At 75.3% G+C, this 20960-nt stretch carries 20 protein-coding genes and 1 riboswitch; of the genes, 11 read left to right on the forward strand and 9 right to left on the reverse strand.

Going from position 1 to position 20960, the window contains the following annotated elements; translation table 11 throughout:
• Positions 1-18: 18 nt before the first annotated feature.
• Positions 19-132: riboswitch (SAM riboswitch) on the reverse strand.
• A 287-nt stretch (positions 133-419) separates the two neighbouring features.
• Positions 420-857 (forward strand): rhodanese-like domain-containing protein, encoded by a 438-nt coding sequence (locus BKA21_RS07075; RefSeq protein WP_140457590.1) that lies wholly within the window; start codon positions 420-422, stop codon positions 855-857.
• Positions 854-2113 carry an O-succinylhomoserine sulfhydrylase gene (locus BKA21_RS07080; protein WP_179625330.1) on the forward strand — a complete coding sequence of 420 codons (1260 nt, stop codon included), beginning with the start codon at positions 854-856 and terminating at the stop codon, positions 2111-2113. Before BKA21_RS07075 ends, BKA21_RS07080 begins: the two co-directional genes overlap by 4 nt.
• A 25-nt stretch (positions 2114-2138) precedes the next feature.
• Here the strand turns inward: BKA21_RS07080 and BKA21_RS07085 are convergent, their stop codons facing one another.
• The 6 genes from BKA21_RS07085 to BKA21_RS07110 all read right to left on the reverse strand — a co-directional run bounded on the left by BKA21_RS07085 (position 2139) and on the right by BKA21_RS07110 (position 7616).
• Complete coding sequence (locus BKA21_RS07085; RefSeq protein ID WP_140457591.1) at positions 2139-2432, reverse strand: hypothetical protein; 294 nt, start codon at positions 2430-2432, stop codon at positions 2139-2141.
• A 64-nt stretch (positions 2433-2496) separates the two neighbouring features.
• Positions 2497-3066: an LLM class flavin-dependent oxidoreductase gene (locus BKA21_RS07090; protein ID WP_170208908.1), complete on the reverse strand. Its 570-nt coding sequence runs from the start codon at positions 3064-3066 to the stop codon at positions 2497-2499.
• A gap of 181 nt (positions 3067-3247) precedes the next feature.
• The gene (locus tag BKA21_RS07095; RefSeq protein WP_140457593.1) at positions 3248-4246 is read right to left on the reverse strand and encodes a GNAT family N-acetyltransferase; all 999 of its coding nucleotides are present in this window, start codon (positions 4244-4246) and stop codon (positions 3248-3250) included.
• Positions 4247-4250: 4 nt separating this feature from the next.
• A complete protein-coding gene (purQ, locus tag BKA21_RS07100) occupies positions 4251-4946 on the reverse strand; it encodes a phosphoribosylformylglycinamidine synthase subunit PurQ (protein WP_140457594.1) in 696 nt (231 codons plus the stop codon).
• Positions 4946-5233, reverse strand: coding sequence for a phosphoribosylformylglycinamidine synthase subunit PurS (gene purS / locus BKA21_RS07105; protein WP_140457595.1), 288 nt, complete (start codon positions 5231-5233; stop codon positions 4946-4948). The genes purQ and purS overlap by 1 nt, the downstream gene beginning before the upstream one ends.
• Before the next feature lie 109 nt (positions 5234-5342).
• On the reverse strand, positions 5343-7616 hold the full coding sequence (locus tag BKA21_RS07110; protein ID WP_140457596.1) for a fibronectin type III domain-containing protein: 2274 nt from the start codon (positions 7614-7616) through the stop codon (positions 5343-5345).
• 187 nt (positions 7617-7803) lie between these two features.
• On the opposite strand from BKA21_RS07110, the gene BKA21_RS07115 reads away from it, so the two are divergent.
• Both BKA21_RS07115 and BKA21_RS07120 read left to right on the forward strand, forming a co-directional pair.
• Entirely contained in the window at positions 7804-8631 is an 828-nt protein-coding gene (locus BKA21_RS07115; RefSeq protein WP_239072713.1) for a DNA/RNA non-specific endonuclease, read from the forward strand.
• Between the two features lie 20 nt (positions 8632-8651).
• Entirely contained in the window at positions 8652-8906 is a 255-nt protein-coding gene (locus tag BKA21_RS07120) for a hypothetical protein (RefSeq protein ID WP_140457597.1), read from the forward strand.
• A gap of 20 nt (positions 8907-8926) precedes the next feature.
• On the opposite strand, the gene BKA21_RS07125 is transcribed toward BKA21_RS07120, so the two are convergent.
• From BKA21_RS07125 to BKA21_RS07135, 3 genes are all read right to left on the reverse strand, one after another.
• On the reverse strand, positions 8927-9853 hold the full coding sequence (locus BKA21_RS07125) for a phosphoribosylaminoimidazolesuccinocarboxamide synthase (protein WP_140458360.1): 927 nt from the start codon (positions 9851-9853) through the stop codon (positions 8927-8929).
• 64 nt (positions 9854-9917) lie between these two features.
• Positions 9918-11402 carry an amidohydrolase gene (locus BKA21_RS07130; protein ID WP_140457598.1) on the reverse strand — a complete coding sequence of 495 codons (1485 nt, stop codon included), beginning with the start codon at positions 11400-11402 and terminating at the stop codon, positions 9918-9920.
• Positions 11399-12103 carry an FMN-binding negative transcriptional regulator gene (locus BKA21_RS07135; protein WP_239072711.1) on the reverse strand — a complete coding sequence of 235 codons (705 nt, stop codon included), beginning with the start codon at positions 12101-12103 and terminating at the stop codon, positions 11399-11401. Before BKA21_RS07135 ends, BKA21_RS07130 begins: the two co-directional genes overlap by 4 nt.
• 252 nt (positions 12104-12355) lie before the next feature.
• Here BKA21_RS07135 and BKA21_RS07140 point away from each other — a divergent pair, with 252 nt between their 5' ends.
• From BKA21_RS07140 to BKA21_RS07170, 7 genes are read left to right on the forward strand one after another with little or no spacing between them, the layout of a single operon-like run.
• Positions 12356-13957: a peptide ABC transporter substrate-binding protein gene (locus tag BKA21_RS07140; RefSeq protein WP_239072710.1), complete on the forward strand. Its 1602-nt coding sequence runs from the start codon at positions 12356-12358 to the stop codon at positions 13955-13957.
• 5 nt (positions 13958-13962) lie between these two features.
• Positions 13963-15369, forward strand: coding sequence for a M14 family zinc carboxypeptidase (locus tag BKA21_RS07145; RefSeq protein WP_140457599.1), 1407 nt, complete (start codon positions 13963-13965; stop codon positions 15367-15369).
• Complete coding sequence (locus BKA21_RS07150) at positions 15366-16298, forward strand: ABC transporter permease (protein ID WP_140457600.1); 933 nt, start codon at positions 15366-15368, stop codon at positions 16296-16298. The genes BKA21_RS07145 and BKA21_RS07150 overlap by 4 nt, the downstream gene beginning before the upstream one ends.
• Positions 16291-17202: an ABC transporter permease gene (locus BKA21_RS07155; RefSeq protein WP_140457601.1), complete on the forward strand. Its 912-nt coding sequence runs from the start codon at positions 16291-16293 to the stop codon at positions 17200-17202. The genes BKA21_RS07150 and BKA21_RS07155 overlap by 8 nt, the downstream gene beginning before the upstream one ends.
• Positions 17203-17225: 23 nt before the next feature.
• Positions 17226-18719, forward strand: coding sequence for a serine hydrolase domain-containing protein (locus BKA21_RS07160; protein WP_140457602.1), 1494 nt, complete (start codon positions 17226-17228; stop codon positions 18717-18719).
• Positions 18716-19273, forward strand: coding sequence for a GbsR/MarR family transcriptional regulator (locus BKA21_RS07165; protein WP_140457603.1), 558 nt, complete (start codon positions 18716-18718; stop codon positions 19271-19273). Before BKA21_RS07160 ends, BKA21_RS07165 begins: the two co-directional genes overlap by 4 nt.
• A gap of 8 nt (positions 19274-19281) precedes the next feature.
• Positions 19282-20955, forward strand: coding sequence for a dipeptide ABC transporter ATP-binding protein (locus BKA21_RS07170; protein WP_140457604.1), 1674 nt, complete (start codon positions 19282-19284; stop codon positions 20953-20955).
• Positions 20956-20960 lie beyond the last annotated feature (5 nt).

The following is a 20960-nucleotide window of genomic DNA, read 5'->3' on the forward strand; positions in this document are numbered from 1 at the left end:
CCGGGACCCGGCCGACGGACCCCGCGCTTGCCGGCACCGGTCGGTGCACGGCCAGGTCGTCACCCGGGGCACCCCACCGCGGAGGAGGGTTGCCGGCCAGCGAGCCGGGGCTTGTCGCTGGCGCTCATGACCTGGCACGAGGATCGGCGTGCGCGCGCACGGGTGTCAACGCGTCGCGCGGACGAATCTCGCTATGCAAGACACGCGGTCTCACGGCGTCCGGTCCGTCCCGGTCGGCGGCCGAGGCGTGAGACCCGTCCGCCGCGGCGCGCGCGTCGTGCCTTAGCATCGGCCTCGACCATCCAGAGCGGCCGAGAGACCTGGCTCGACGACGCCGCAGCAACCCGCGGTCCCCGCACCGTCCCCGACGGGCACCGGACCGGACGAGGGTGCTACCGCCAGGCCGATGGAGGAACCGCATGAGCGTGCAGCCACGACCCGCCGACGGCTACGCCGGGGACGTCACCGCGACGCAGGCCTGGGAGCTGCTGCGCGACGACGCGTCCGCCGTGCTCGTCGACGTCCGCACCGACGCCGAGTGGCGCTACGTGGGCGTGCCCGACCTGCGCGAGCTCGGCCGCCAGGCGCAGCTCGTCGAGTGGTCGCAGTACCCGACCGGGCAGCTCAACCCCCGCTTCCTCGACCAGCTCCGCGCGGCGGGCGTCACCGAGCAGACGCCCGTGGTCTTCCTGTGCCGCTCGGGGCAGCGGTCGATCGGTGCCGCGCAGGCCGCGACGGCCGCCGGCCTCGGCCCGGCCTACAACGTGCTCGAGGGCTTCGAGGGCGCCACCGGCCCCGACGGCCACCGCGGCCACGAGGGCTGGCGCGCCGACGGGCTGCCCTGGGTCCAGCCGTGAGCGGCCCCCGCGTCCCCGGGCCCGGCGACTGGGACGCCCGCCGGCTCGACCGCGACGCGCTGCGCCCCGACACCCTCGCGGTGCGCGGCGGGCTCGTGCGCAGCGAGTTCGCCGAGATGTCCGAGGCCGTCTTCCTCACGCAGGGCTACACGTACGGGTCCGCGGCCGACGCGGAGGCCGGGTTCGCCGGCGAGGTCGACCGGTTCCTGTACTCGCGGTACGGCAACCCGACCGTCACCACGTTCGAGGAGCGGCTGCGCCTGCTCGAGGGCGCCGAGGCCTGCTACGCCACCGCGAGCGGCATGTCCGCGGTGTTCACCGCGCTCGCCGCACTCGTGCGCTCCGGGTCGCGCGTCGTGGCGTCCCGCGCGCTGTTCGGCTCGTCCCTGGTGATCTTCGACGAGATCCTCGCCGGCTGGGGCGTGCGCACCGACTACGTCGACGGGCACGTGCCCGAGCAGTGGGAGGCCGCGCTCGCGACGCCCGCCGACGTGGTGTTCTTCGAGACCCCGTCGAACCCCGTGCAGGACCTCGTCGACATCGCCGAGGTCAGCCGTCTCGCGCACGCCGCCGGCGCGACCGTCGTCGTCGACAACGTCTTCGCGACCCCGGTGTTCTCCCGCCCGCTCGACCACGGCGCCGACGTCGTCGTGTACTCGGCGACCAAGCACATCGACGGCCAGGGACGCGTGCTCGGCGGGGCGATCCTCGGCAGCGCCGACTACGTGCGCGGACCGGTGCAGACCTTGATCCGCAACACGGGCCCGTCGCTCTCGCCGTTCAACGCGTGGGTGCTGCTCAAGGGCCTGGAGACCCTCAGCGTGCGGGTGCGCCACCAGGCCGCCGGTGCCCTGGAGCTCGCCGCCTGGCTGGAGCAGCAGCCCGGCGTCGCCCGCGTGCGCTACCCGTACCTGCCGTCGCACCCGCAGCACGCGCTGGCGCTGCGGCAGCAGTCCGGCGGCGGCACGGTCGTCACGTTCGACCTCGCGGTGCCCGCGGACGCCCCGGCGGACGTCGCGAAGAAGGCGACGTTCGCGGTGCTCGACGCGCTGCGCGTCGTGGACATCTCAAACAACCTCGGCGACGCGAAGTCGATCGTCACGCACCCCGCGACGACGACGCACCGCAAGCTCGGCCCCGCCGGCCGCGCCGCGGTGGGCATCGCCGAGTCGACGGTCCGCCTGTCGGTGGGCCTGGAGGACGTCGAGGACCTCCGCGACGACCTCTCCCGCGCCCTGGCGACGCTCCCGGCCTGACTCCCCGCGGCGGACGACGCCCGGCTCACCCGCCGGGCGTCGTCCCTCCGGGACCCGCAGGCTGCGCGGCACGCGGCGCCGCCCGGTCGAGCCCGGCCTGGCGCTGCCAGTGGCCCCAGAGGATGGTGAACGTGAACAGCGCGACCGAGGTCACCGGCGCCTCCGGCGGGGACTCGACACCGAGCACCATCCGCACCGCGCACGCGGCCGCGGCGATCAGGAGCAGAGCGGTCGTCGCGAACCGCGCCCGCGTCTGCACGAGCAGCAGCGCACGCTCCCGCCGGATCGACCGGTCGCCCATGCTGCCCCCTTCCGTCACGGCGTCACCTCGCCCTTGGGCACCGTAGCGTGCGGCACCCCGCGCCGACCGGCGTTCGCGGCGCTCAGGCGACGGCGGTGTCGAGCGTCGAGGCGTGCGCGGCGGACGGTCCGACCAGGCTGAGGGCGACCGCGTCGACCCCGGCGCTGCGCGCGAGGTCGGTGGCCGTGTCGCGCACGGCGTCGAGCGGGGCGACCACCCAGGACGCCGACGGCGACCACGTGAGCCCGGCGAACGCCTCCGCGTACGCCAGGTGGGTGCGGCGGCGGCGGGCGTCCGCGGCGTCGGCGGCCACGACCGTCTCGACCTCGAGGACCACGCGCACGTCCGCGCGGGGACGGCCCAGCGCGGCGACCTCCTGCTCGACGCGGCGCACGAGCGAGCGCACGTGCGCGGGCGTGGGCAGGGCCGCGGACGGGACGAGCCGGACGACGTCGGCGCGGGCGGCGGCCAGCGCGAGGGCCGCGTCGTCGGGGGTGGCGGTGTCGAGCACGTGCTCCACGGCACCGGGGCGGGGGCGGGTCCGGCCGACGACCTCGACGGTCGGTGCGGCGGGTCGCGCGAGGGGCGGGGGCACGGGCCGTCCGTGGGCGGACGTGCGGGTGCGGGGAGGCGTGAGGGTGGACGTGGCCACGGGTGGGGTCCTCGGGTCGAGCAGGGTGCGTCACGGGGCCGGTGGCCGCACGTGCGCGGGTCGTCAGCTCAGCGACAACACACCCGGGTCGAGGACATGCCGGTCAGGGTAGCCGCAGCGGCGCGACGGCGACCAGCCCCGTCCCGCATCGCAGGACGCGCAGGTGCCCGCGACGAGGTCGTCACAGGGCGCGGGCGAACCACAGGGTGGTGGGGTGCGCGGCCGAGTCGCCGGCGGGGCGCACGGGGCGGTACCCGGCGCGGGTGACGAGGGCGACGGCCGGCGCGAGGCGCACGCGCGCGTCGACGAGCAGGTGGGTGGCGCCGTCCGCGCGGGCGGCGTCCTCGGCGGCGCGCAGCAGGTGGGAGGCGACGCCGGTGCGGCGGGCGTCAGGGGCCACGTACAGGCGTCGGACCTCGGCCCACTCGCGGGGCCAGGGGGCGTCCGCGCGGCGCACCCCGACGCAGCCGACCGCGCGGCCGTCGACGCGGGCGACGAACGTGGCCCCGAGGTCCGTGGCGCGTGCCGCGGCGTCGAGGGCGGCGGCGTCGGCCCCGGCGAGGGCGTCCGCGGGGTCGTCGGCGGCGACCTCGGCGAGCAGCGCCCGGCGCAGCGCGACCGCGTCCGGGTCGTCGGCCGCGACGAGGGTGACGACCGGCGCGGGCCCCGGCACGCCCCGCACCACCGGTGCCGGCGTCACGTCCTTGCCGAAGCAGCGCGAGTCGACGACGCCCGCGTACTCGGCGTAGTTGTCGACGGGCAGGAAACCCGCGGACAGGTACAGGCCGATGGCCTCGGGCTGCAGGATCCCGGTCTCGAGCACCAGGCGCGTGAAGCCGCGCTCGGCGGCGATCCGCTCCAGCTCGGCGAGGATCGTGCGCGACAGCCCACGCCCGCGGGCCGACGGGCGCACGTACATGCGCTTGATCTCCGCGACGCCGGCCCCGAGGTCCGCGGTCGCGTCGCGCAGCGCCCCGCAGGCGAGGGTGTGGTCGCCGTCGCGCAGCAGCACCATGACGACGACGGTGTCGGCGCCCATGGCGTGGCCGATGTCGTCCTCGCCGTACCGCTCGCGCAGCTCGGCCTGCTGGGCGGCGCGCAGCACCGCGGCGTCGGGGTCGTCCCACGCGACGTGGACGAGCCGCGGCGCGGTCCCCGGTGCCGACGTCGCGGTGCTCATGGCGTCAGCCGACCATCGCGTGCAGGACGGAGGTGAAGAACCGCAGACCGTCGGTGCCGCTGCGCGGTCCGGCGGGGCCGTCGGGGCCGAAGCCGGGCTCGACGGCGTGCTCGGGGTGCGGCATGAGACCGACGACGTTGCCCGCGGCGTTGGCGATGCCCGCGATGTCGCGGCGCGAGCCGTTGGGGTTCACGCCCTGGTAGCGGAACACGACGCGCCCCTCGCCCTCGAGCTCGTCGAGGGTCCGCTCGTCGGCGACGTACTGCCCGTCCTGGTTCTTCAGCGGGATCGTGATGCGCTCGCCCGCGGTGAAGTCCCGGGTCCAGGCGGTGTCGACGTTCTCGACCGAGAGGACCTGCTCGCGGCACACGAAGTGCAGGTGGTCGTTCTTGATCATCGACCCGGGCAGCAGGTGCGCCTCGGTGAGGACCTGGAAGCCGTTGCAGATGCCCAGCACCGGCAGCCCCCGGCCGGCGGCGTCGACGACCTCGCCCATGACGGGCGCGAACCGGCTGATCGCCCCGGCGCGCAGGTAGTCGCCGTAGGAGAACCCGCCGGGCAGCACGACCGCGTCGACCCCGTGCAGGTCGGCGTCCGCGTGCCACAGCGCGACGGGCTCGGCACCGGCCAGGCGCACCGCGCGGGCCGCGTCCCGGTCGTCGAGCGTGCCGGGGAAGGTGACGACGCCGACGCGGGTCATCAGGCCAGGCCCTGGCTGACGACGGTCGCGGCGGCGTCCGCCTCGAGGTCCGCGACGCGCACGACGTCCTCGATCACGGGGTTGGACAGCACCTGCTCGGCGGCGGCCGCGGCGGCGGCGAGCACCTCGGGCGTCACCGGCCCGTCGACCTCGAGCTCGAACCGCTTGCCCTGGCGCACGGACGTGAACTGCGCGAAGCCCAGCCGCGGCAGCGCACCGGCGACGGCCTTGCCCTGCGGGTCGAGGATCTCGGGCTTCGGCATGACGTCGACGACGACTCGTCCCACAGGTGCTCCCTGGTTCACGGCGGCGGGGTTCAGGGCCGATCCTACGGGGCCGGGAACGCCTGCGGCGCACCTCGTCCGAGGTGCGCCGCAGGTCGGGCCGGTGCGCCGGTCAGCGGGCCGTGCGGGCCCCGCGCCGACGGGCCACGAGCAGCAGCGCCGCACCCAGCAGCACCCACACGCCGCCGAGCGCGAACGTCGGGGCGAGCGCGTCGCCCACACCCGTCTCGGCCAGCGGCGTGCCCGACGCCGGGCGGGGCAGGCGCGTGTCGGCGATCTGCACGAACGACCCGTCCGCGGCGAGCGTGAACGTCAGGACGAACTCCGCCGGGGTGCCGTCGAACGCCGTGCCGGTCGCCACCAGGCGGTGCGCCCCGGTCTCCAGGCCCGGGGGCAGGGCGCCGCTCACGACCGCGGTGCCGTCCGCGCCGACGACGGCGGTGCCGATGACCTGCGGCGTCGAGTACACCGTGAGCGTGAGGATGCTGCCGGGCAGCAGCCCGACGCCCCGCGCCGAGACCTCCGCACCCGCGGCGCGCTCGCCGAGCGTCCCGTCGAGCGTCGCGTCGACGTCCCCGGGCGGGCCGGACACCTGGACGGTGACCGACGCGGTGGCGGGCAGCGTGAGCCGGTCGCCGACGGACGTGGCGGTCACGGTGCACTCCCCGGCGCTGATCGCGACGAGCGCGCCGTCCTCGATGACGCACGCGCCCGCGGCCTCGAGCGTGACGGGCAGGTCGTACTGCGACCGGGCGACGACGTCGGGCGTGGGCTGCCCGAGCGTCGGCGCCGGGAAGGACGCGATGGTCACGGTCTGCGCGCGGCGGGCGACGTCCCCGACCCGCACGACGGCGGACGCCGGGGCGGTGCGGGCGTCGCCGTCCTGCGTGGCGGTGACGGTGCAGGCGCCGACGTCGGTGACGACGAGGCGCCCGTCGGTGACGGTGCACGCCCCGGTGCCGGTGAGGACCACGGGCAGGCCCACGCTCGACGAGCCGGTGACGGCGACGGACGCCTGGCCGTAGACCAGCGCGGGCAGCTCGCCGAACGTGACGGCCTGCGACCGGCGGCCGACCTCGGTGGTCGTCGTCGCCTCGGCCGGCAGGGTCTGCGCGTCGCCCGCCTGGGACGCCGTGACGGTGCACGTGCCGACGTCGACGAGGTCGAGCAGGTCGCCCCGGACGGAGCAGGAGCCCGCGGCGGTGTACGTCAGGGGCAGCTCGGCCGAGCTGGTGCCGTGCAGCTGCACGGGCTCGCCCGCGTAGACCAGGTCGCCCGGCAGGGCGTCGACCGTGACGGTCTGGGTGCGCTTCGCGACGGTGACGTCGAGCGACGCGGACGACGCGGTGACACCGTCGGAGCCGCCGTACGTGGCCGCCACGTGCACGTCGCCGGCGAGGCGTGCGACGCCGGGGACGACGCCCGCGCCGTCGGTCAGGGCGACGTCGTCGTAGCTGGTGCCGCCGACCGTGACGTCGACCGTCCCCGTGACGGGGGTGCCGCCCGCGGCGACATGGACGTGCACGTCGAACGGCTCGCCGCTGACGGGCGCCGACGGGTCGAGGGTGATGCTCGTCGTCGACGGCGCCTGCGGCACCACGTCGGTGACGGGCGCGGACGGGTCGGAGTCGCCGATGACGTTCGCCGCGAGGACGTGGAACGTGTAGGACGTGCCGTTCTGCAGGCCGCTGACGACCGTCGACGTCTGCGGCGGCGTGCCGTTCAACGTCCCGCACGTGGTCTGCGACCCGCCCTCGGGCGTGCACAGCACCCGGTACTGCGTGACGCCGCCGGCGACGTCCGTCGGCGTCGACCAGGACACGGTCGCCGAGCCGCTGCCGCGCGTGGCCTGCACGTCGAGCGGCGGGGACGGCACGCGCGTCGCGAAGCGCATCTCGACCGTGCCCTTGGAGCTGCTGCGGAACCCGCCGAGGCCGATCTGGTAGGTCGTGCCGCCCTGGAGGTTGACGGTGAGCGACGCGTCCAGGCCGTAGAAGTCGTCGTTCTGCGCCAGCTGGCTGCCTCCGGACCACACCTCGAGCGTGTTGTCCCACCCGGACGGGCTCACCGACGTCGCACGGATGAAGACGCGCACGTCCTCCGCGGGCGTCCACGAGTACCAGGTGACGTTGTACCAGCTCTGGCCGTCGGTGCCCGCGGAGGACGTCACCCCGGCGTTGCTGGCCGTGAAGGACGAGTCGAGGTCAGCGACCGGCAGGGGCACCGCGGTGCCGCGGCTCGTCCCGCCGGCCGTGGACGCGTGCGCCGCCGTCGGCACGAGCGCGGCCAGGACCGCGAGCACGACGACCGCGACGGCACCGGTGAGACGACGGAGAGCCCCGGCGCGGGCGCGCGGGGCGGCGGACGGGCGTGGTTCGGCGGGCATGCGGGCACTCCTGTCAGAAATGGGCGTCCGCGCCACATCGGCACGCGCCTGCCCTGGTGGAGCGGTTCCACGGGACTTTCGCCCCAGGCAACCTGGCACCTGGGTGCTGGCACCTGTGCCCGCCCCTGGCGCGCCGTCGCACCGGGCCCCCGCGCCCCGTCGGCACCCCCGGCGTAGCGTGGACGGCGTGAGCGGCCACGACCCGTCCTTCCTCGGCCCGACGGTCCCGCTGCCCGTCGCGCCCGACCCCGTCCGCACGCTGACGTCGACGCACTTCACCGTGCTGCTGCACCCCGTGCGCCGGCTCGCGGCCGCCACGGTCGTCGACGTCGACGGCACGGCCCTGCGCGACGTCCCCCGGTCCGACGACTGGTTCCTCGACCCCCGCGTCCCCGCGCACGAGCAGGCCGGCCCCGAGCTGTACGCGCGCAACGACCTCGACCGCGGCCACCTCGTGCGCCGCCGCGACCCCGTGTGGGGCGAGCCCGGCGTCGCCGCCCAGGCCGAGCGCGAGACGTTCGCGTACCCGAACGCCGCCCCGCAGGCGTCCGGGTTCAACCAGGGCGCCGCGCTGTGGCTGGGCCTGGAGGACCACGTGCTCGAGCACGCACGCGCCCAGCGGCTGCGCCTGGTCGTGCTCACCGGCCCCGTGCTCGCCGGCGACGACCCCGTCTACCGGGGCGTGGGCATCCCGCGGCTGTACTGGAAGGTCGTCGCGTGGGCCGTCGACGCCGGCCGGGCCCTCGCCGCCACGGCGTTCGTGCTCGACCAGTCCCCGCAGCTCGACGACGACGCGCTCGCCGTCGCCCTGGTGGCGGCCGCCGCGGCCGACGCTCCCCCGCCGCTCGGCCCGTTCCGCACGTTCCAGGTCCCGGTCGACGACGTCGCCGACCTCACCGGCCTCGACCTCGGCCCGCTGCCCGCCGCCGACGTCCTGCCGGCCGTCACGGCGCAGACAGCACCGGGCTGGACGCAGCTCGCCCGCCCCGAGGACGTCCGGCTGCACCGCCCCTGACGACGGCGCACCATGGGGGCATGAGCACCGGACCGACCGACTGGGTCAGCGGCGAGCGCGTCTTCGGGCCCCCGAACGGCACGCTCGACGTCGACTGGCTCGTCCCCGCCGTCCTCGCGGACGTCCCCACCGCGACGCCCGCCGACGCCCGTGAGGCCCTCCGGCAGGCGTGGGCGGCCGCCCGCGACGGCTCGCCCGCCCCGACCCCGACCACCCCGCTGGGCACGCGCGCCGACGCCGTCCTCCGCGAGGCCACCGCCCAGTACCTGCGCTGAGCGCGGGCGCTCCCGCCCGCTCAGACCGTCAGCGCGTCACCCGTCAGGCGCTCGTAGGCCTCGAGGTAGCGGGCTCGGGTGCGCTCGACCACGTCGGCCGGCAGCGGGGGCGGCGGCGTGTCGGACGCGCGGTCCCAGCCCGACGCGGACGACGTCAGCCAGTCCCGCACGAACTGCTTGTCGAAGCTCGGCTGCGCCCGGCCAGGCTGCCACGCATCCGCGGGCCAGAACCGCGAGGAGTCGGGCGTGAGGACCTCGTCGCCGAGCGTGACCGCACCCGTGGTCGGGTCGACGCCGAACTCCAGCTTGGTGTCGGCGAGGATCACGCCGCGCCCGCGGGCGACGGCCTCGGCGCGCGCGTACACCGCGAGCGTCAGGTCGCGCAGCGTCGTCGCGGCGTCCTCGCCGAGCTGCTCGACGACCACGGCGAACGGCACGTTCTCGTCGTGCTCCCCGACCACCGCCTTGGTGGCGGGCGTGAACACCGGCTCGGGCAGGCGCGAGCCGTCCTCGAGCCCGGCGGGCAGCGGGATGCCGGTGACCTGGCCGGACGCGCGGTACTCGACCAGCCCGGAGCCGGTGAGGTAGCCGCGGACGACGCACTCGACGGGGTACATCTCCAGGCGCCGGCACACCATGGCACGCCCCGCGACCGCCTCGGGCACGTCGGTGCTGACCACGTGGTTCGGCACCAGGTCCGCGAGCTGCGCGAACCACCACAGGCTCAGCTGCGTCAGGACGACGCCCTTGCCGGGGATGCCCGGGGACAGCACGTGGTCGTAGGCGGACACCCGGTCGGTGGCGACGACGAGGACGACGTCCCCGTGCCGCTCGCGCAGGGCCGCGCCCGCGGCGGTGGCGTCGGGCTCGTACAGGTCGCGCACCTTGCCGGAGTAGACGTGGCGCCAGCCGGGCAGGGCAGGGGTCGTGTCGGTCACGGAGCACAGTGTGGCGCGAGCGGACCGCTGCGGGGCAACCGTCCGTCGCCGCGCCGTCCCGCGTCCCGGGTCGTCACCAGGTGCGGTGGGTCCACCGCCCGGCCAGCATCGTGCCCGCCACGGGCAGGCCGCGGACCGTGCCCGTGGCGGCCAGCCGGTCCGCGGGGTGCTCGTCGAGGACGGCGAGGTCCGCCGGCCCGCCCGCGCGCAGGGCCAGCGGGACGTCGTCGACCGATGCGGCGAGCGCCACGTCGAGGTCGATGCGCTGCTCGGGGTGCCACGGCTCGCGGCCGTCACGCGTGCGGGTCACGGCCGCGTCGACCGCCGCCCAGGGGTCGAGCGGCGCGACGGGCGCGTCGGACCCCAGCGACAGTCGCACCCCGGCGGCGTGCAGCGCACCGAACGCGAACGCCCGCGCCGTGCGCCCCGCCCAGTGCCGGTCGGCGACGTCCCGGTCGTCCATGGCGTGCTCGGGCTGCACGCTGGCGACCACGCCGAGCGCGGCGAACCGGGCGACGTCCGACCACCGCAGCAGCTGCGCGTGCTCGATCGTGCCGCGCGCACCCGTGGCGGCGAACGCGTCGAGCGCGAGGGTGTTGGCCGCGTCGCCGATGGCGTGGATCGCGCAGGTCAGCCCGTGCTCCGTCACGCGCGCCATGAGCGGTACGAGCTCCTCGGGCGGCACCGACAGCACGCCGCAGGCCCCGGCGCCGGTGCTGCCCGGGTACGGGTCGTGGCAGTAGGCGGTGCGGGTGTTGAGGGAGCCGTCGGTGATCACCTTGAGCGGGCCCTGCGTGACCAGGCCAGCGTCGTCGAGCCGGTCGCCGGTGCGCAGCCCCTCGGCCAGCACGCGGTCCAGGTGCTGCTCCCAGACGCCGGCCCGCACGCGCACGGGCTGGTCGGGGCGCGCCCGGCGCCGCCACGCCTCGACGTTGTCGGCGACCTCGAGGTCGAGCACGCCCACGACGCCCAGCGTGGCGACGTGCGCGAGCCCGTCGGCGACCATCGCGTCGGTCACGTCGGGAGCCACCGCGTCGACCACGCCCATGCGCCCGATCCACTCGGACTCGCGCAGCACGCCCGTGGGGTGCTCGTGGACGCCGAGGAACCGCAGGCCGGCGGTCGACAGCCACGCGCAGTGCAGGTCGCCGGAGACGAGCACGACGGGCACGTCGCCCGCGACGGCGTCGAGCAGCGCGGCGGTCGGCACGTCGGGCCACAGGCCGTCGCGGAAGCCGTGCCCGACCAGGGCGGTGCCCGGGGCGGGCGGGGCCGCGGCGACGCGCTCGCGGACGAGCGCGACGACGTGGGCGGCGGACGTGGCGGCGGACAGGTCGAGCCGCGCGCGGGCCAGCGCCCACTGGGTCAGGTGCGTGTGCTGGTCCCACAGACCGGGGACGACCCACCGGCCGTCGAGGTCGACGACGTCGACGCCCGGCCCGCCCGCGAGCGCGCCGTGGGGTGCGACCTGCGCGAGGGCACCGTCGCAGACGAGCAGGTCGACCGGGGTCGCGTCGCCGTGGCGGCGGGCGGCGCGCAGCAGGGTCGTGCCGGTCACCGGGTCTCCTCGGGCGTGCGGTCCGGGCGGGCGGCCCGGTCGTGGTCGAGCTCGGCCTGCACGGCGTCGGCGAGCGCGGGCCGGGCGTAGACGGGGTCGGTGCGCAGCGCGGCGACGACGCGCTCGCGCACGGCGTCGGGCTTGTCCTGCGAGAGCTTGGCCTTGCCCTGCCAGCGCTGCACGTGCAGGCGCAGGCCGCAGGTGCCGCGGGCGATGCGGTGGGCGTAGTCGGCGACGTCGTCCATGCGGACGGGGGCGGGCACGGCGTCCTCGAACCGGTCGACGGTGTCGGACAGCACGCCGAGGGTCGTCGTGGCGTCGAGCAGTTCGACGCGGGCCCACAGGTGCACGGCGACGTAGTTCCACGTCGGCACGGCGGGCGTGAACCCGTACCAGCTGGGCGAGACGTACCCGTAGGGGCCCTCGACGACGAGCAGGACGTCGTCGCCGTCGGCGAGCTCGTGCAGGCGGTCGTCGGGCCGCCCCAGGTGGGTGACCAGGGTGAACGGGTCCTCGTCGGCGGGGTCGCCCTCGAGCAGCACGGGGACGTGGGACGCGACGGGGCCGCGCGAGGTGGTGCTGACGAGCAGCGCCCACGGCTGGTCGTGCACGACCTGGCGGGCGCGGTGCACGTCGTCGAACGCGTACTCGGGGGTGTCGATCATCCGGTCCTCGCGGGGGTGGGGCGGGTCGGGGCTCATCGAAGCACGCGGCACCGGGGGCGGTGTGTCACCGGCGCGTTAAAGTTTCATTTCCTACTGAACTTTCCGCGAGTTCCGTATTGACGCGATGCGCGGCCGCGGGTCGACTGGCACCACCTCACCCCGTCGGACGCGACGAGGCCGGTCACCCCGGCCCACCGCACGCCCGCCCGCACCACCTCCCCCAGCACCCCGCACCGCGCCGACGCCCTCCCCTGCCGTCGGCGCGGCCTCACGACGGAGGACGACCCCGTGAGACCCACCCTGCGCATCACCGCCGGCGTCATCGCCGCAGCGCTCACCCTCACCGCCTGCGGCGGCGGCGAGACCGCCTCGACCGACGCCCCCACCACCGGCGGCGCCATCAGCGTCGGCGTCACCGACCCCGGCCAGCTCATCCCCGGCCGCCAGACCGTCGCCTACGACTTCGCGATGGCCGTCTGGGCGCCCCTGACGTACATCGACGACGAGTCGACCCTCACCTACGTGCAGGCCGAGTCGATCGAGTCGGACGACGCGACGACCTGGACCATCACGCTCAAGGACGGCTGGACGTTCCACGACGGGACCCCCGTCACCGCGCAGAGCTACGTCGACGCCTGGAACACGGTCGCCTACGGCCCGAACGCGTTCGAGAACAGCGGCCAGCTGGCCAACGTCGTCGGCTACACGGACCTCAACCCCGCCGAGGGCGAGCCGGAGACCACCGAGATGTCGGGCCTGACCGTGGTCGACGACCTGACCTTCACGGTCGAGCTGGTGGGCCCCGACAGCCAGTTCCCGATGCAGGTCTCGCAGGCGCAGACCGCGATGTTCCCGATGCCCGAGGGCGCGGCCGACGACCTCGAGGCCTACAACACGCACCCCGTGGGCAACGGCGCGTTCGCGCTGACGGAGGACTACGCCGAGGGCGAGCCCCTGGTGGTCACCGCGTACGAGGACTACCAGGGCGAGGCGCCGACGGTCTCGGAGATCTCCTTCGTCCCGTACACCGACACCGCGACCGCGTACACCGACGTCCTGGCCGGCAACCTCGACATCGCGAGCCTGCCCGCCGACAAGATGACCCAGGCCGCCACCGACTTCGGCGACCGCGTCTACTCGTTCGAGGCCCCCGGCATCTCGTTCCTCGGCCTGCCGCTGCAGGACGAGCGCTACCAGGACGTGCGGGTGCGCCAGGCCCTGTCCATGGCCATCGACCGCGAGACCATCAACGACGTCATCTACGGCGGCCTGTACACCCCGGCCACCGCCTGGACCCCGGCGATCGAGCCCGGCACCCCCGAGGGCATCTGCGGCGAGTACTGCGAGTACGACCCCGACGCCGCGAAGGCCCTGCTCGACGAGGCCGGCGGCTTCGACGGCGACATGGAGATCTACTACCCCGGCGGCGTCGGCCTCGACGAGCTCTACAAGGCCATCGCGAACAACATCCGCCAGAACCTGGGCATCGAGGCGGTCGCGACCCCGTCGACCGACTGGGCCGAGTTCTACGAGACCCGCCTGGCCGGCGAGGCGCCGGGACCGTTCTTCTCCCGCTGGGGCGCCCTGTACCCGAGCCAGCAGAACACCCTGCGCGTCTTCTTCGTCGAGAACGGCGGCTGCACCAACTGCATCCCCTGGTACGACCCCGAGGTCGCCGACCTGATCGCCGAGGCCGACGCCACGGTCGACGCCGACGGCGCCGCCGAGGGCTACGCCAAGGTCCAGGAGCGCATCCAGGAGGAGTTCCCCGCGCCGCCGCTGTTCTGGGAGGCGTACTCCTACGTGGTGTCCGAGCGCGTCGCCGAGCTGAAGACCTCGGCCGCGGGCAACCCGGACTTCGCGCAGACCGTCCTGGCCGAGGGCGCCTGACCCGGATGAGCTCCACCGACCAGCACCGGGTGGGCTCGCTCGAGGACGTCCTCGAGCGGGCCCACCGGGTGGGCCCCCTGCACGACTTCCCGACGGTCGACCAGCTCGTCGCCTCGTTCGACGCGCTCGCCGACCGGCACCCCGACCTGGTGCGGCGCACCCGCATCGGCACCTCCCGGCTCGACGAGCCGATCTGGATGTACTCGATCGGCGACGGCCCGCGCCGGCACCTGATGTTCGCCGGCGTGCACCCCAACGAGCCCATCGGGTTCCGCACCCTGCAGCACCTGGCCGAGCAGCTGTGCACCGACCCCGACCTGCGGGCCGCGCACGACGCGACGTGGCACCTGGTGCCGTGCATCGACCCCGACGGCACCCGCCTCAACGAGGGCTGGTACGCCGAGCCGGCGGACCGCGTGCACTACGCGCGGGGCTTCTACCGGCCCGCGCCGGACGAGCAGGTCGAGTGGACGTTCCCGTTCGCGTGGAAGGACCTGTGGTTCGACCGGGTCATGCCCGAGACGCTCGCGCTCATGCGGGTCATCGACGAGGTCCGCCCCCAGCTCATGGTGTCGCTGCACAACGCGGAGATGGGCGGCGTCTACTACTACGTCAGCTCCACGGTGCCCGGGCTCGTCGACGCCCTGCACGCCGTGCCCGCGTCGTTCGGCCTGCCGCTGGAGACCGGCGAGCCGGAGTCCCCCGCGCTGACGCAGGTCGCACCCGCGGTGTTCCTCACCGGGTCCGTGGCCGACGAGTACGCCTACCTCGAGACGCTCGGCGTCGACCCCGGCCCGCTCATGTCGGGCGACTCGTCCAGCGCCTACGCGGCCCGGCACGGCACGTTCAGCCTCGTCGCGGAGCTGCCGTACTGGTCGCACCCCGCGGCCGGGGACGACACCCCGACGACCGCCGTGTACGCCGACGTGCTGCGCACCAAGGCCGACGGCCTCGCCGCGACCGCCGCCGCGCTCGGCGAGATCCTCGACGACGCGAGCGCCGCGGCGACGATCCGCTCGCCGTTCCTGCGGGCGTCGCAGGCGTTCGTGCCGTTCCTCGGCCGCAACGCCGAGCACGAGCGCACCCGGGCCGACCTGCCCGGGTGCGACCGGCCCGCGACCGTCGCGGAGGTCTTCGGCAACGAGGACGTCGTGCGGTGCTTCCGGCTGCGGTACGGCGGCATGCTGCTGCGCGCGCTCGAGGCGGAGGTCGCGGCCGGCGTCGCCACGGCACGCACCTGCGCCGCGCACGGGCGGATGCTCCGGCTGTGGGAGGAGTGGACCGCGGAGGCCGCCGCCGTGCAGGGCCTGCAGGTCCTGCCCGTCGAGCACCTCGTCGGCGTGCAGCTCGGGGCCACGTTCGCGGCGTCGTTCGCACTGGCCGCCCGCGACGGGGCGGAGGGCCGGCCATGAAGGTCGCCGGGCTCGTCGCCCGCCGCCTCGTCGAGCTCGTCCTCGTCTTCGTCGGCGTCTCGTTCATCATCCACGCGATGGTGTTCGCGCTGCCGGGCGACCCGATCGCGGCGCTCGGCGGCGACCGGCCGCTGCCGGCCAACGTCGTGGCGCAGCTGCGCGAGCAGTTCCACCTCGACGAGCCCGTGTGGCGGCAGTACCTGTACTGGCTGAGCGGGGTGCTGCAGGGCGACCTCGGCACCACGTTCACCGGCCAGTCCGTCGCCGACAAGATGGCCAACCGCTGGCCGGTGACGATCACGCTCGCGCTGACGGCGTGGGCGATCGAGGTCGTCGTCGGCGTCGCGCTCGGCCTGTGGGCCGGGCTGCGGCAGGGCCGCGCGGCCGACCGCGTGGTGCTCTCGGGCACGATCCTCGCCACGTCCGTGCCGGTGTTCGTCGTCGCGGTCTCGGCCCAGCTCGTGCTGAGCGTGCGGCTGGGCTGGTTCCCCGTCGCGGGCACCACGGCGGGATGGCCCACGGCCTACCTGCTGCCCGCGCTGTGCATCGCGATGTTCGGGCTCGCGTCGGTCGCCCGCCTCATGCGCGGGTCGGTGATCGACACGCTGCACTCGGACTTCGTGCGGACCCTGCGCGCCAAGGGCCTGCGTCCGCGGCAGATCGTCGGCGTCCACGTGGTCCGCAACTCCGCGATCCCCGTGCTGACGATCCTCGCCGTGGACGTCGGCGTGCTGCTCGGCGGCACGGTGATCATCGAGGGCATCTTCAACCTGCCGGGCGTCGGCCAGCTGCTGTTCCAGGCCGTCCGCGCCCACGAGGGACCCACCGTCGTGGGCATCTCGACCCTGCTCATCATCATCTTCCTGGTGACGAACGCGCTGGTCGACGTCGCGCACTCCCTGCTCGACCCGAGGATCCGTCATGCCTGAGCCCACGACCACCGCCCTCGCCACGCCCCCCGCCGCCGCGGAGCCCGCCGCGACGCTCGTGCGGCGCGGCGTGTGGCGCACCCTGCGCCGCCGCCCGCTGTTCTGGGCCTGCGCCGTCGTGCTGGCCGCGATCACGCTGGTCGCGGTCGCGCCCACGTGGATCGCCGGCTGGTTCGGCCAGCCCGACCCCCGCGCGTGCGACCTGACGCTCAGCGCCCAGCCGCCCAGCGCCGCGCACGTGTTCGGCACCGACCTGCAGGGCTGCGACGTGTACGCCAACGTCGTGCACGGCACCCGGAACTCGCTCGTCGTCGGGCTGCTGTGCACGGCCGTGGCGCTCGCCGTCGCCCTCGCGCTGGGCACCCTCGCGGGCTACTGCGGCGGCTGGGCCGACCGGCTCGTGTCCCGGCTGACCGACGTGTTCCTCGGCTTCCCGTTCCTGCTCGGCGCCGTCGTCGTGCTCACCAGCGTCGGCACGCGGTCGGCCGTCACGGTCGCGCTCGTGCTCGCGCTGTTCTCCTGGCCGGGCCTGGCCCGGCTCGTGCGGACCTCCGTGCGCACCGTCCGCAACGCCGAGCACGTCGAGGCAGCGCACGCCATGGGCCTGCCGACGCACCGGATCCTGCTGCGCTACGTGCTGCCCAACGCCGTCGGGCCCGTGGTCGCCGTCGTCGCGACCCTGGTCGGCGGCGTCATCGTCGCCGAGGCGACGCTGACGTTCCTCGGCCTCGGCCTGCGGGCGCCGTCGATCTCGTGGGGCCTGCAGCTGGCCAGCGCGCAGTCCCACTTCCAGACAGCACCCCACATGCTGGTCTTCCCCAGCCTGTTCCTCACCGTGACCGTGCTGGCGATGGTGACGCTCGGCGACGTGCTGCGCGACACCCTCGACCCGCAGGGCCGCTGACCCACCAGAGAGGCACCACCGCCATGAGCACGACCGCCGACCACCCCGTCGCCCCCGAGGCCGCCCCGACGCCCGCCGTCCCGGGCAGCGACGACCTCGCCACGCGCACGGAGACGATCCGGTCGGCCGCCGGCTACCTGGCGCAGTGGGTCAGCACCCAGGCGGCGCACCTGCGCGTGCCCGGCGTGCAGGTGGCCGTCCGCTCCGGCGGGGAGCTCGTGCTCGACCTCGCCGTGGGCGTCGCGGACGTCACGACCGGCGAGCCGCTGCGCACCGACCACCTGTTCCGCATCGCGTCGCACTCCAAGACGTTCACCGGCACGGCGGTCATGCAGCTGCTCGAGGCCGGGCGGCTGCGGCTCGACGACCCGCTCGCCCAGCACGTCCCCGAGCTCGCGGACGCCGAGGTCGGTGCCGCGACGGTGCGCGAGCTGCTCGGCCACCAGGCGGGCGTGGTCCGCGACGGCGTGCACGCGGACTTCTGGCAGCTGGAGTACGCGTTCCCCGACCGGGAGCGGCTGCTCGCCGTGGCCCGCGAGGAGGGTGCGGTGCTGGGCCGCAACGAGCACTTCAAGTACTCCAACATCGGCTACGGCCTGCTCGGGCTCGTCGTCGAGGCCGCCTCCGGGCAGCCGTACGCCGACTACGTCCACGAGCACGTCGTCGCACCGCTCGGCCTGACCCGCACCGGTGCCGAGCTCGACCCGTCCCGTGCCGACGAGTACGCCGCCGGGCACACCGGGCTGCTGCCGGGCGAGACGCAGCGCCTGACCGTCGAGCACGTCGACACCCGGGCGCTGGCCGCCGCGACCGGCTTCTACTCCACCGCCGCCGAGCTGTCCGCGTACGGCGACGCCCACTGCTTCGGCGACGACCGCCTGATCAGCGACGGCTCCAAGCGGCTCATGCAGCGGCTGGAGTCGGTCGTCACGCACGACGGCACCGAGCAGGGCCGCTACGGCGTCGGCATGGAGGTCCGCACCATCGGCGCGCGCGACCTCGTCGGGCACTCCGGCGGGTACCCCGGCCACATCACGCGCACCTACGTCGACCCGAAGGACCGCCTCGTCGTCACCGTGCTCACCAACGCCGTCGACGGGCCTGCCGAGCAGATCGCCGTCGGCCTGCTGGGCCTGATCGACACGGCTCTGGCGCCCTCGACCGTCCCGCCGCGCCCCGCGGACGCACCGCCCCTCGACGCGTTCGCCGGCCGCTTCGCCGCCCTGTGGGGGCTGCAGGACCTCGTGGTCCTCGGCGACCGGCTCGTGCTCGTCCGCCCCACGCTGCCCGACCCGCGCGCGAGCCTCGAGGAGCTCGAGGTGCTCGACGGCCTGCGGCTGCGGCTGCCCGCGCGCACGAGCTTCGGCCCCACGGGCGAGGTCGTGCACCTCGAGCGCGGCCCCGACAAGGCCGTGACCTCGGTGCGCATCGGCGGCATGACCGCATGGCCCGTCGAGGAGTTCCTCGCCCGACGGCCCGCGATGACGCGGGTCGGCGACCCTAGGGTTGGCCCGTGACAGAACAGCACACCGCCGTGCCCGTGCCCGACGCGCTCGACGAGGCCGCCTCGACCTTCGTCGAGCAGTTCGGCCTCGTCTGGGAGAGCGCCAGCAGCCCCCGCATGGAAGGACGCATCGTCGGGCTGCTGATGATCACCGACGCCCCCTACCTGTCGTCGCAGCAGATCGCCCGCCTGCTGCGCGCCAGCGCCGGCGCCGTGTCCACGGCGTGCCGGGCCCTCGTCGACGTCGGGTTCGTCAAGCGGCACGTCGTGCCGGGCGACCGCAACCACTACTTCAAGGTCGAGGACGACATCTGGGGCGGCTTCCTCGCCGGCGAGCGCGGGTACCTCGTGCGCCTGTCGGAGGCCATCGCGCTCGGCTTCGCCGCGGTCGACGACGACGCCGACGGTCCCCAGCGACGCCTGACCAACGCCCGCAACTACATGCACTGGCTCGCGGGCTACCACCGCAAGATGCTCGCCGACTGGCAGGCGTACCGCGACGCCGTCGCCGCCGACCCGAGCCTCGCACCGACCGGTCCGCTCTACCCCGACCACCCCACCCCCTGAGGACACCCGTGACGACCACCGCGACGCCCCCCGCCCGCCCCGCCGCGCCCGTGCTCCGCGTACGCGACCTCGACGTGCTCTTCACCGTCGACGGGGGCCGCGCCCCCGACGTCCACGCCGTGCGGGGCCTCTCCTACGACGTGCACGCGGGCGAGGTGCTCGCGATCGTCGGGGAGTCCGGCTCGGGCAAGTCCGTGTCGTCGATGGCCCTGCTCGGGCTGCTGCCCCGCACGGCCCGCGTGCAGGGGTCCGTGGTGCTCGGCGACGTCGACCTGCTCGACCCCGCGACCGACCTCGGCGCGGTGCGGGGCCGGCGGATCGCGATGGTGTTCCAGGACGCCACCGGGGCCCTCGACCCGGTGTTCACGATCGGCTACCAGCTCGACGAGATGCTGCGACGCCACACCGACCTCGACCGCGACGCCCGCCGCGCCCGCTGCGTCGAGCTGCTGCGCATGGTCGACCTGCCCGACCCGGAGGACCGGCTGCGGTTCTACCCGCACCAGATGTCCGGCGGCCAGTGCCAGCGCGTGATGATCGCGATGGCGCTCGCGTGCGACCCCGAGGTCCTCGTCGCCGACGAGCCCACCACGGCCCTCGACGTCACCGTCCAGCAGGAGGTCCTCGACGTCCTGCGACGCCTGCGGGCCCGCACGTCCGCCGCGATCGTGCTCATCACGCACGACATGGGGGTCGTCGCGGACCTCGCCGACCGGGTCGTCGTGATGCGGCACGGCGAGGCCGTCGAGGAGGCACCCGTCCACGACCTGTTCGGAGCGCCCGCCGCCGCGTACACCCAGGAGCTCCTCGGCGCCGTGCCCCGCATCGGGGCGGCCGACCGCGCGTCGGGCGTCGACGCCCGCGAGCGGCCCGTGCTGTCCGTCGAGGACCTCGTCGTGGAGTACCGCAACCGGCGCGGCCGCACGGTGCGGGCCGTCGACGGCGTGACCCTGCACGTGCAGCCCGGCGAGCTGCTCGCCCTCGTCGGCGAGTCCGGCTCCGGCAAGTCCACGCTGGGCCGCTGCGCCCTGGGGCTCGCCCCGTTGACGTCCGGCGTCGTCGACGTCGTCGGCGTGCGGCTCGGGCAGAGCACTCGCCGGGCCGTGCGGCAGGCCCGCACCCGCATCGGCGTGGTGTTCCAGCACCCCGGCGGGTCCATGAACCCGCGGTACACCGTCGGGCAGTCCGTCGGCGAGCCGCTGCGCGTGCACGCCGGGGTGCGCGGGGCCGCCCTGGAGCGGCGGGTCGGCGAGCTGCTCGAGCAGGTCGAGCTGCCGGCCGCGTGGGCGTCGCGGTACCCGCACGAGCTGTCCGGCGGGCAGCGCCAGCGCGTCGCGATCGCCCGCGCCGTCGCGCTCGGGCCGGACCTGCTCATCGCCGACGAGCCCACGTCCGCGCTCGACGTCTCGGTGCAGGCCACCGTGCTGGACCTGCTGCGCGAGGTGCAGCAGCGGCTGCGCTTCGCGTGCCTGTTCATCAGCCACGACCTCGCGGTCGTCGACGCGCTCGCCGACCGGGTCGCGGTCATGCACCGCGGCAGGGTCGTCGAGACGGGCGACCGCACGCAGGTGCTCGGTGCCCCGAACGACGAGTACACGCGCCGGCTGCTCGACGCGGCGCCCGTGCCCGACCCGGTCGAGCAGGCCGTGCGCCGTGAGCGGAGGCTCGCCGCCGCGTCCTGACCTGC

Origin of the sequence: Cellulomonas oligotrophica (assembly GCF_013409875.1) — a bacterium.
Classification (GTDB): domain Bacteria; phylum Actinomycetota; class Actinomycetes; order Actinomycetales; family Cellulomonadaceae; genus Cellulomonas; species Cellulomonas oligotrophica.

Excerpts from the sequence above, each read along its gene's own strand:
- BKA21_RS07075 (WP_140457590.1), top strand. The coding sequence starts at position 420 with ATGAGCGTGCAGCCACGACCCGCCGACGGCTACGCCGGGGACGTCACC.
- BKA21_RS07095 (WP_140457593.1), bottom strand. The coding sequence starts at position 4,246 with ATGAGCACCGCGACGTCGGCACCGGGGACCGCGCCGCGGCTCGTCCAC.
- purQ (WP_140457594.1), bottom strand. The coding sequence starts at position 4,946 with ATGACCCGCGTCGGCGTCGTCACCTTCCCCGGCACGCTCGACGACCGG.
- BKA21_RS07110 (WP_140457596.1), bottom strand. The coding sequence starts at position 7,616 with ATGCCCGCCGAACCACGCCCGTCCGCCGCCCCGCGCGCCCGCGCCGGG.
- BKA21_RS07120 (WP_140457597.1), top strand. The coding sequence starts at position 8,652 with ATGAGCACCGGACCGACCGACTGGGTCAGCGGCGAGCGCGTCTTCGGG.
- BKA21_RS07135 (WP_239072711.1), bottom strand. The coding sequence starts at position 12,103 with ATGAGCCCCGACCCGCCCCACCCCCGCGAGGACCGGATGATCGACACC.
- BKA21_RS07145 (WP_140457599.1), top strand. The coding sequence starts at position 13,963 with ATGAGCTCCACCGACCAGCACCGGGTGGGCTCGCTCGAGGACGTCCTC.
- BKA21_RS07150 (WP_140457600.1), top strand. The coding sequence starts at position 15,366 with ATGAAGGTCGCCGGGCTCGTCGCCCGCCGCCTCGTCGAGCTCGTCCTC.
- BKA21_RS07155 (WP_140457601.1), top strand. The coding sequence starts at position 16,291 with ATGCCTGAGCCCACGACCACCGCCCTCGCCACGCCCCCCGCCGCCGCG.
- BKA21_RS07160 (WP_140457602.1), top strand. The coding sequence starts at position 17,226 with ATGAGCACGACCGCCGACCACCCCGTCGCCCCCGAGGCCGCCCCGACG.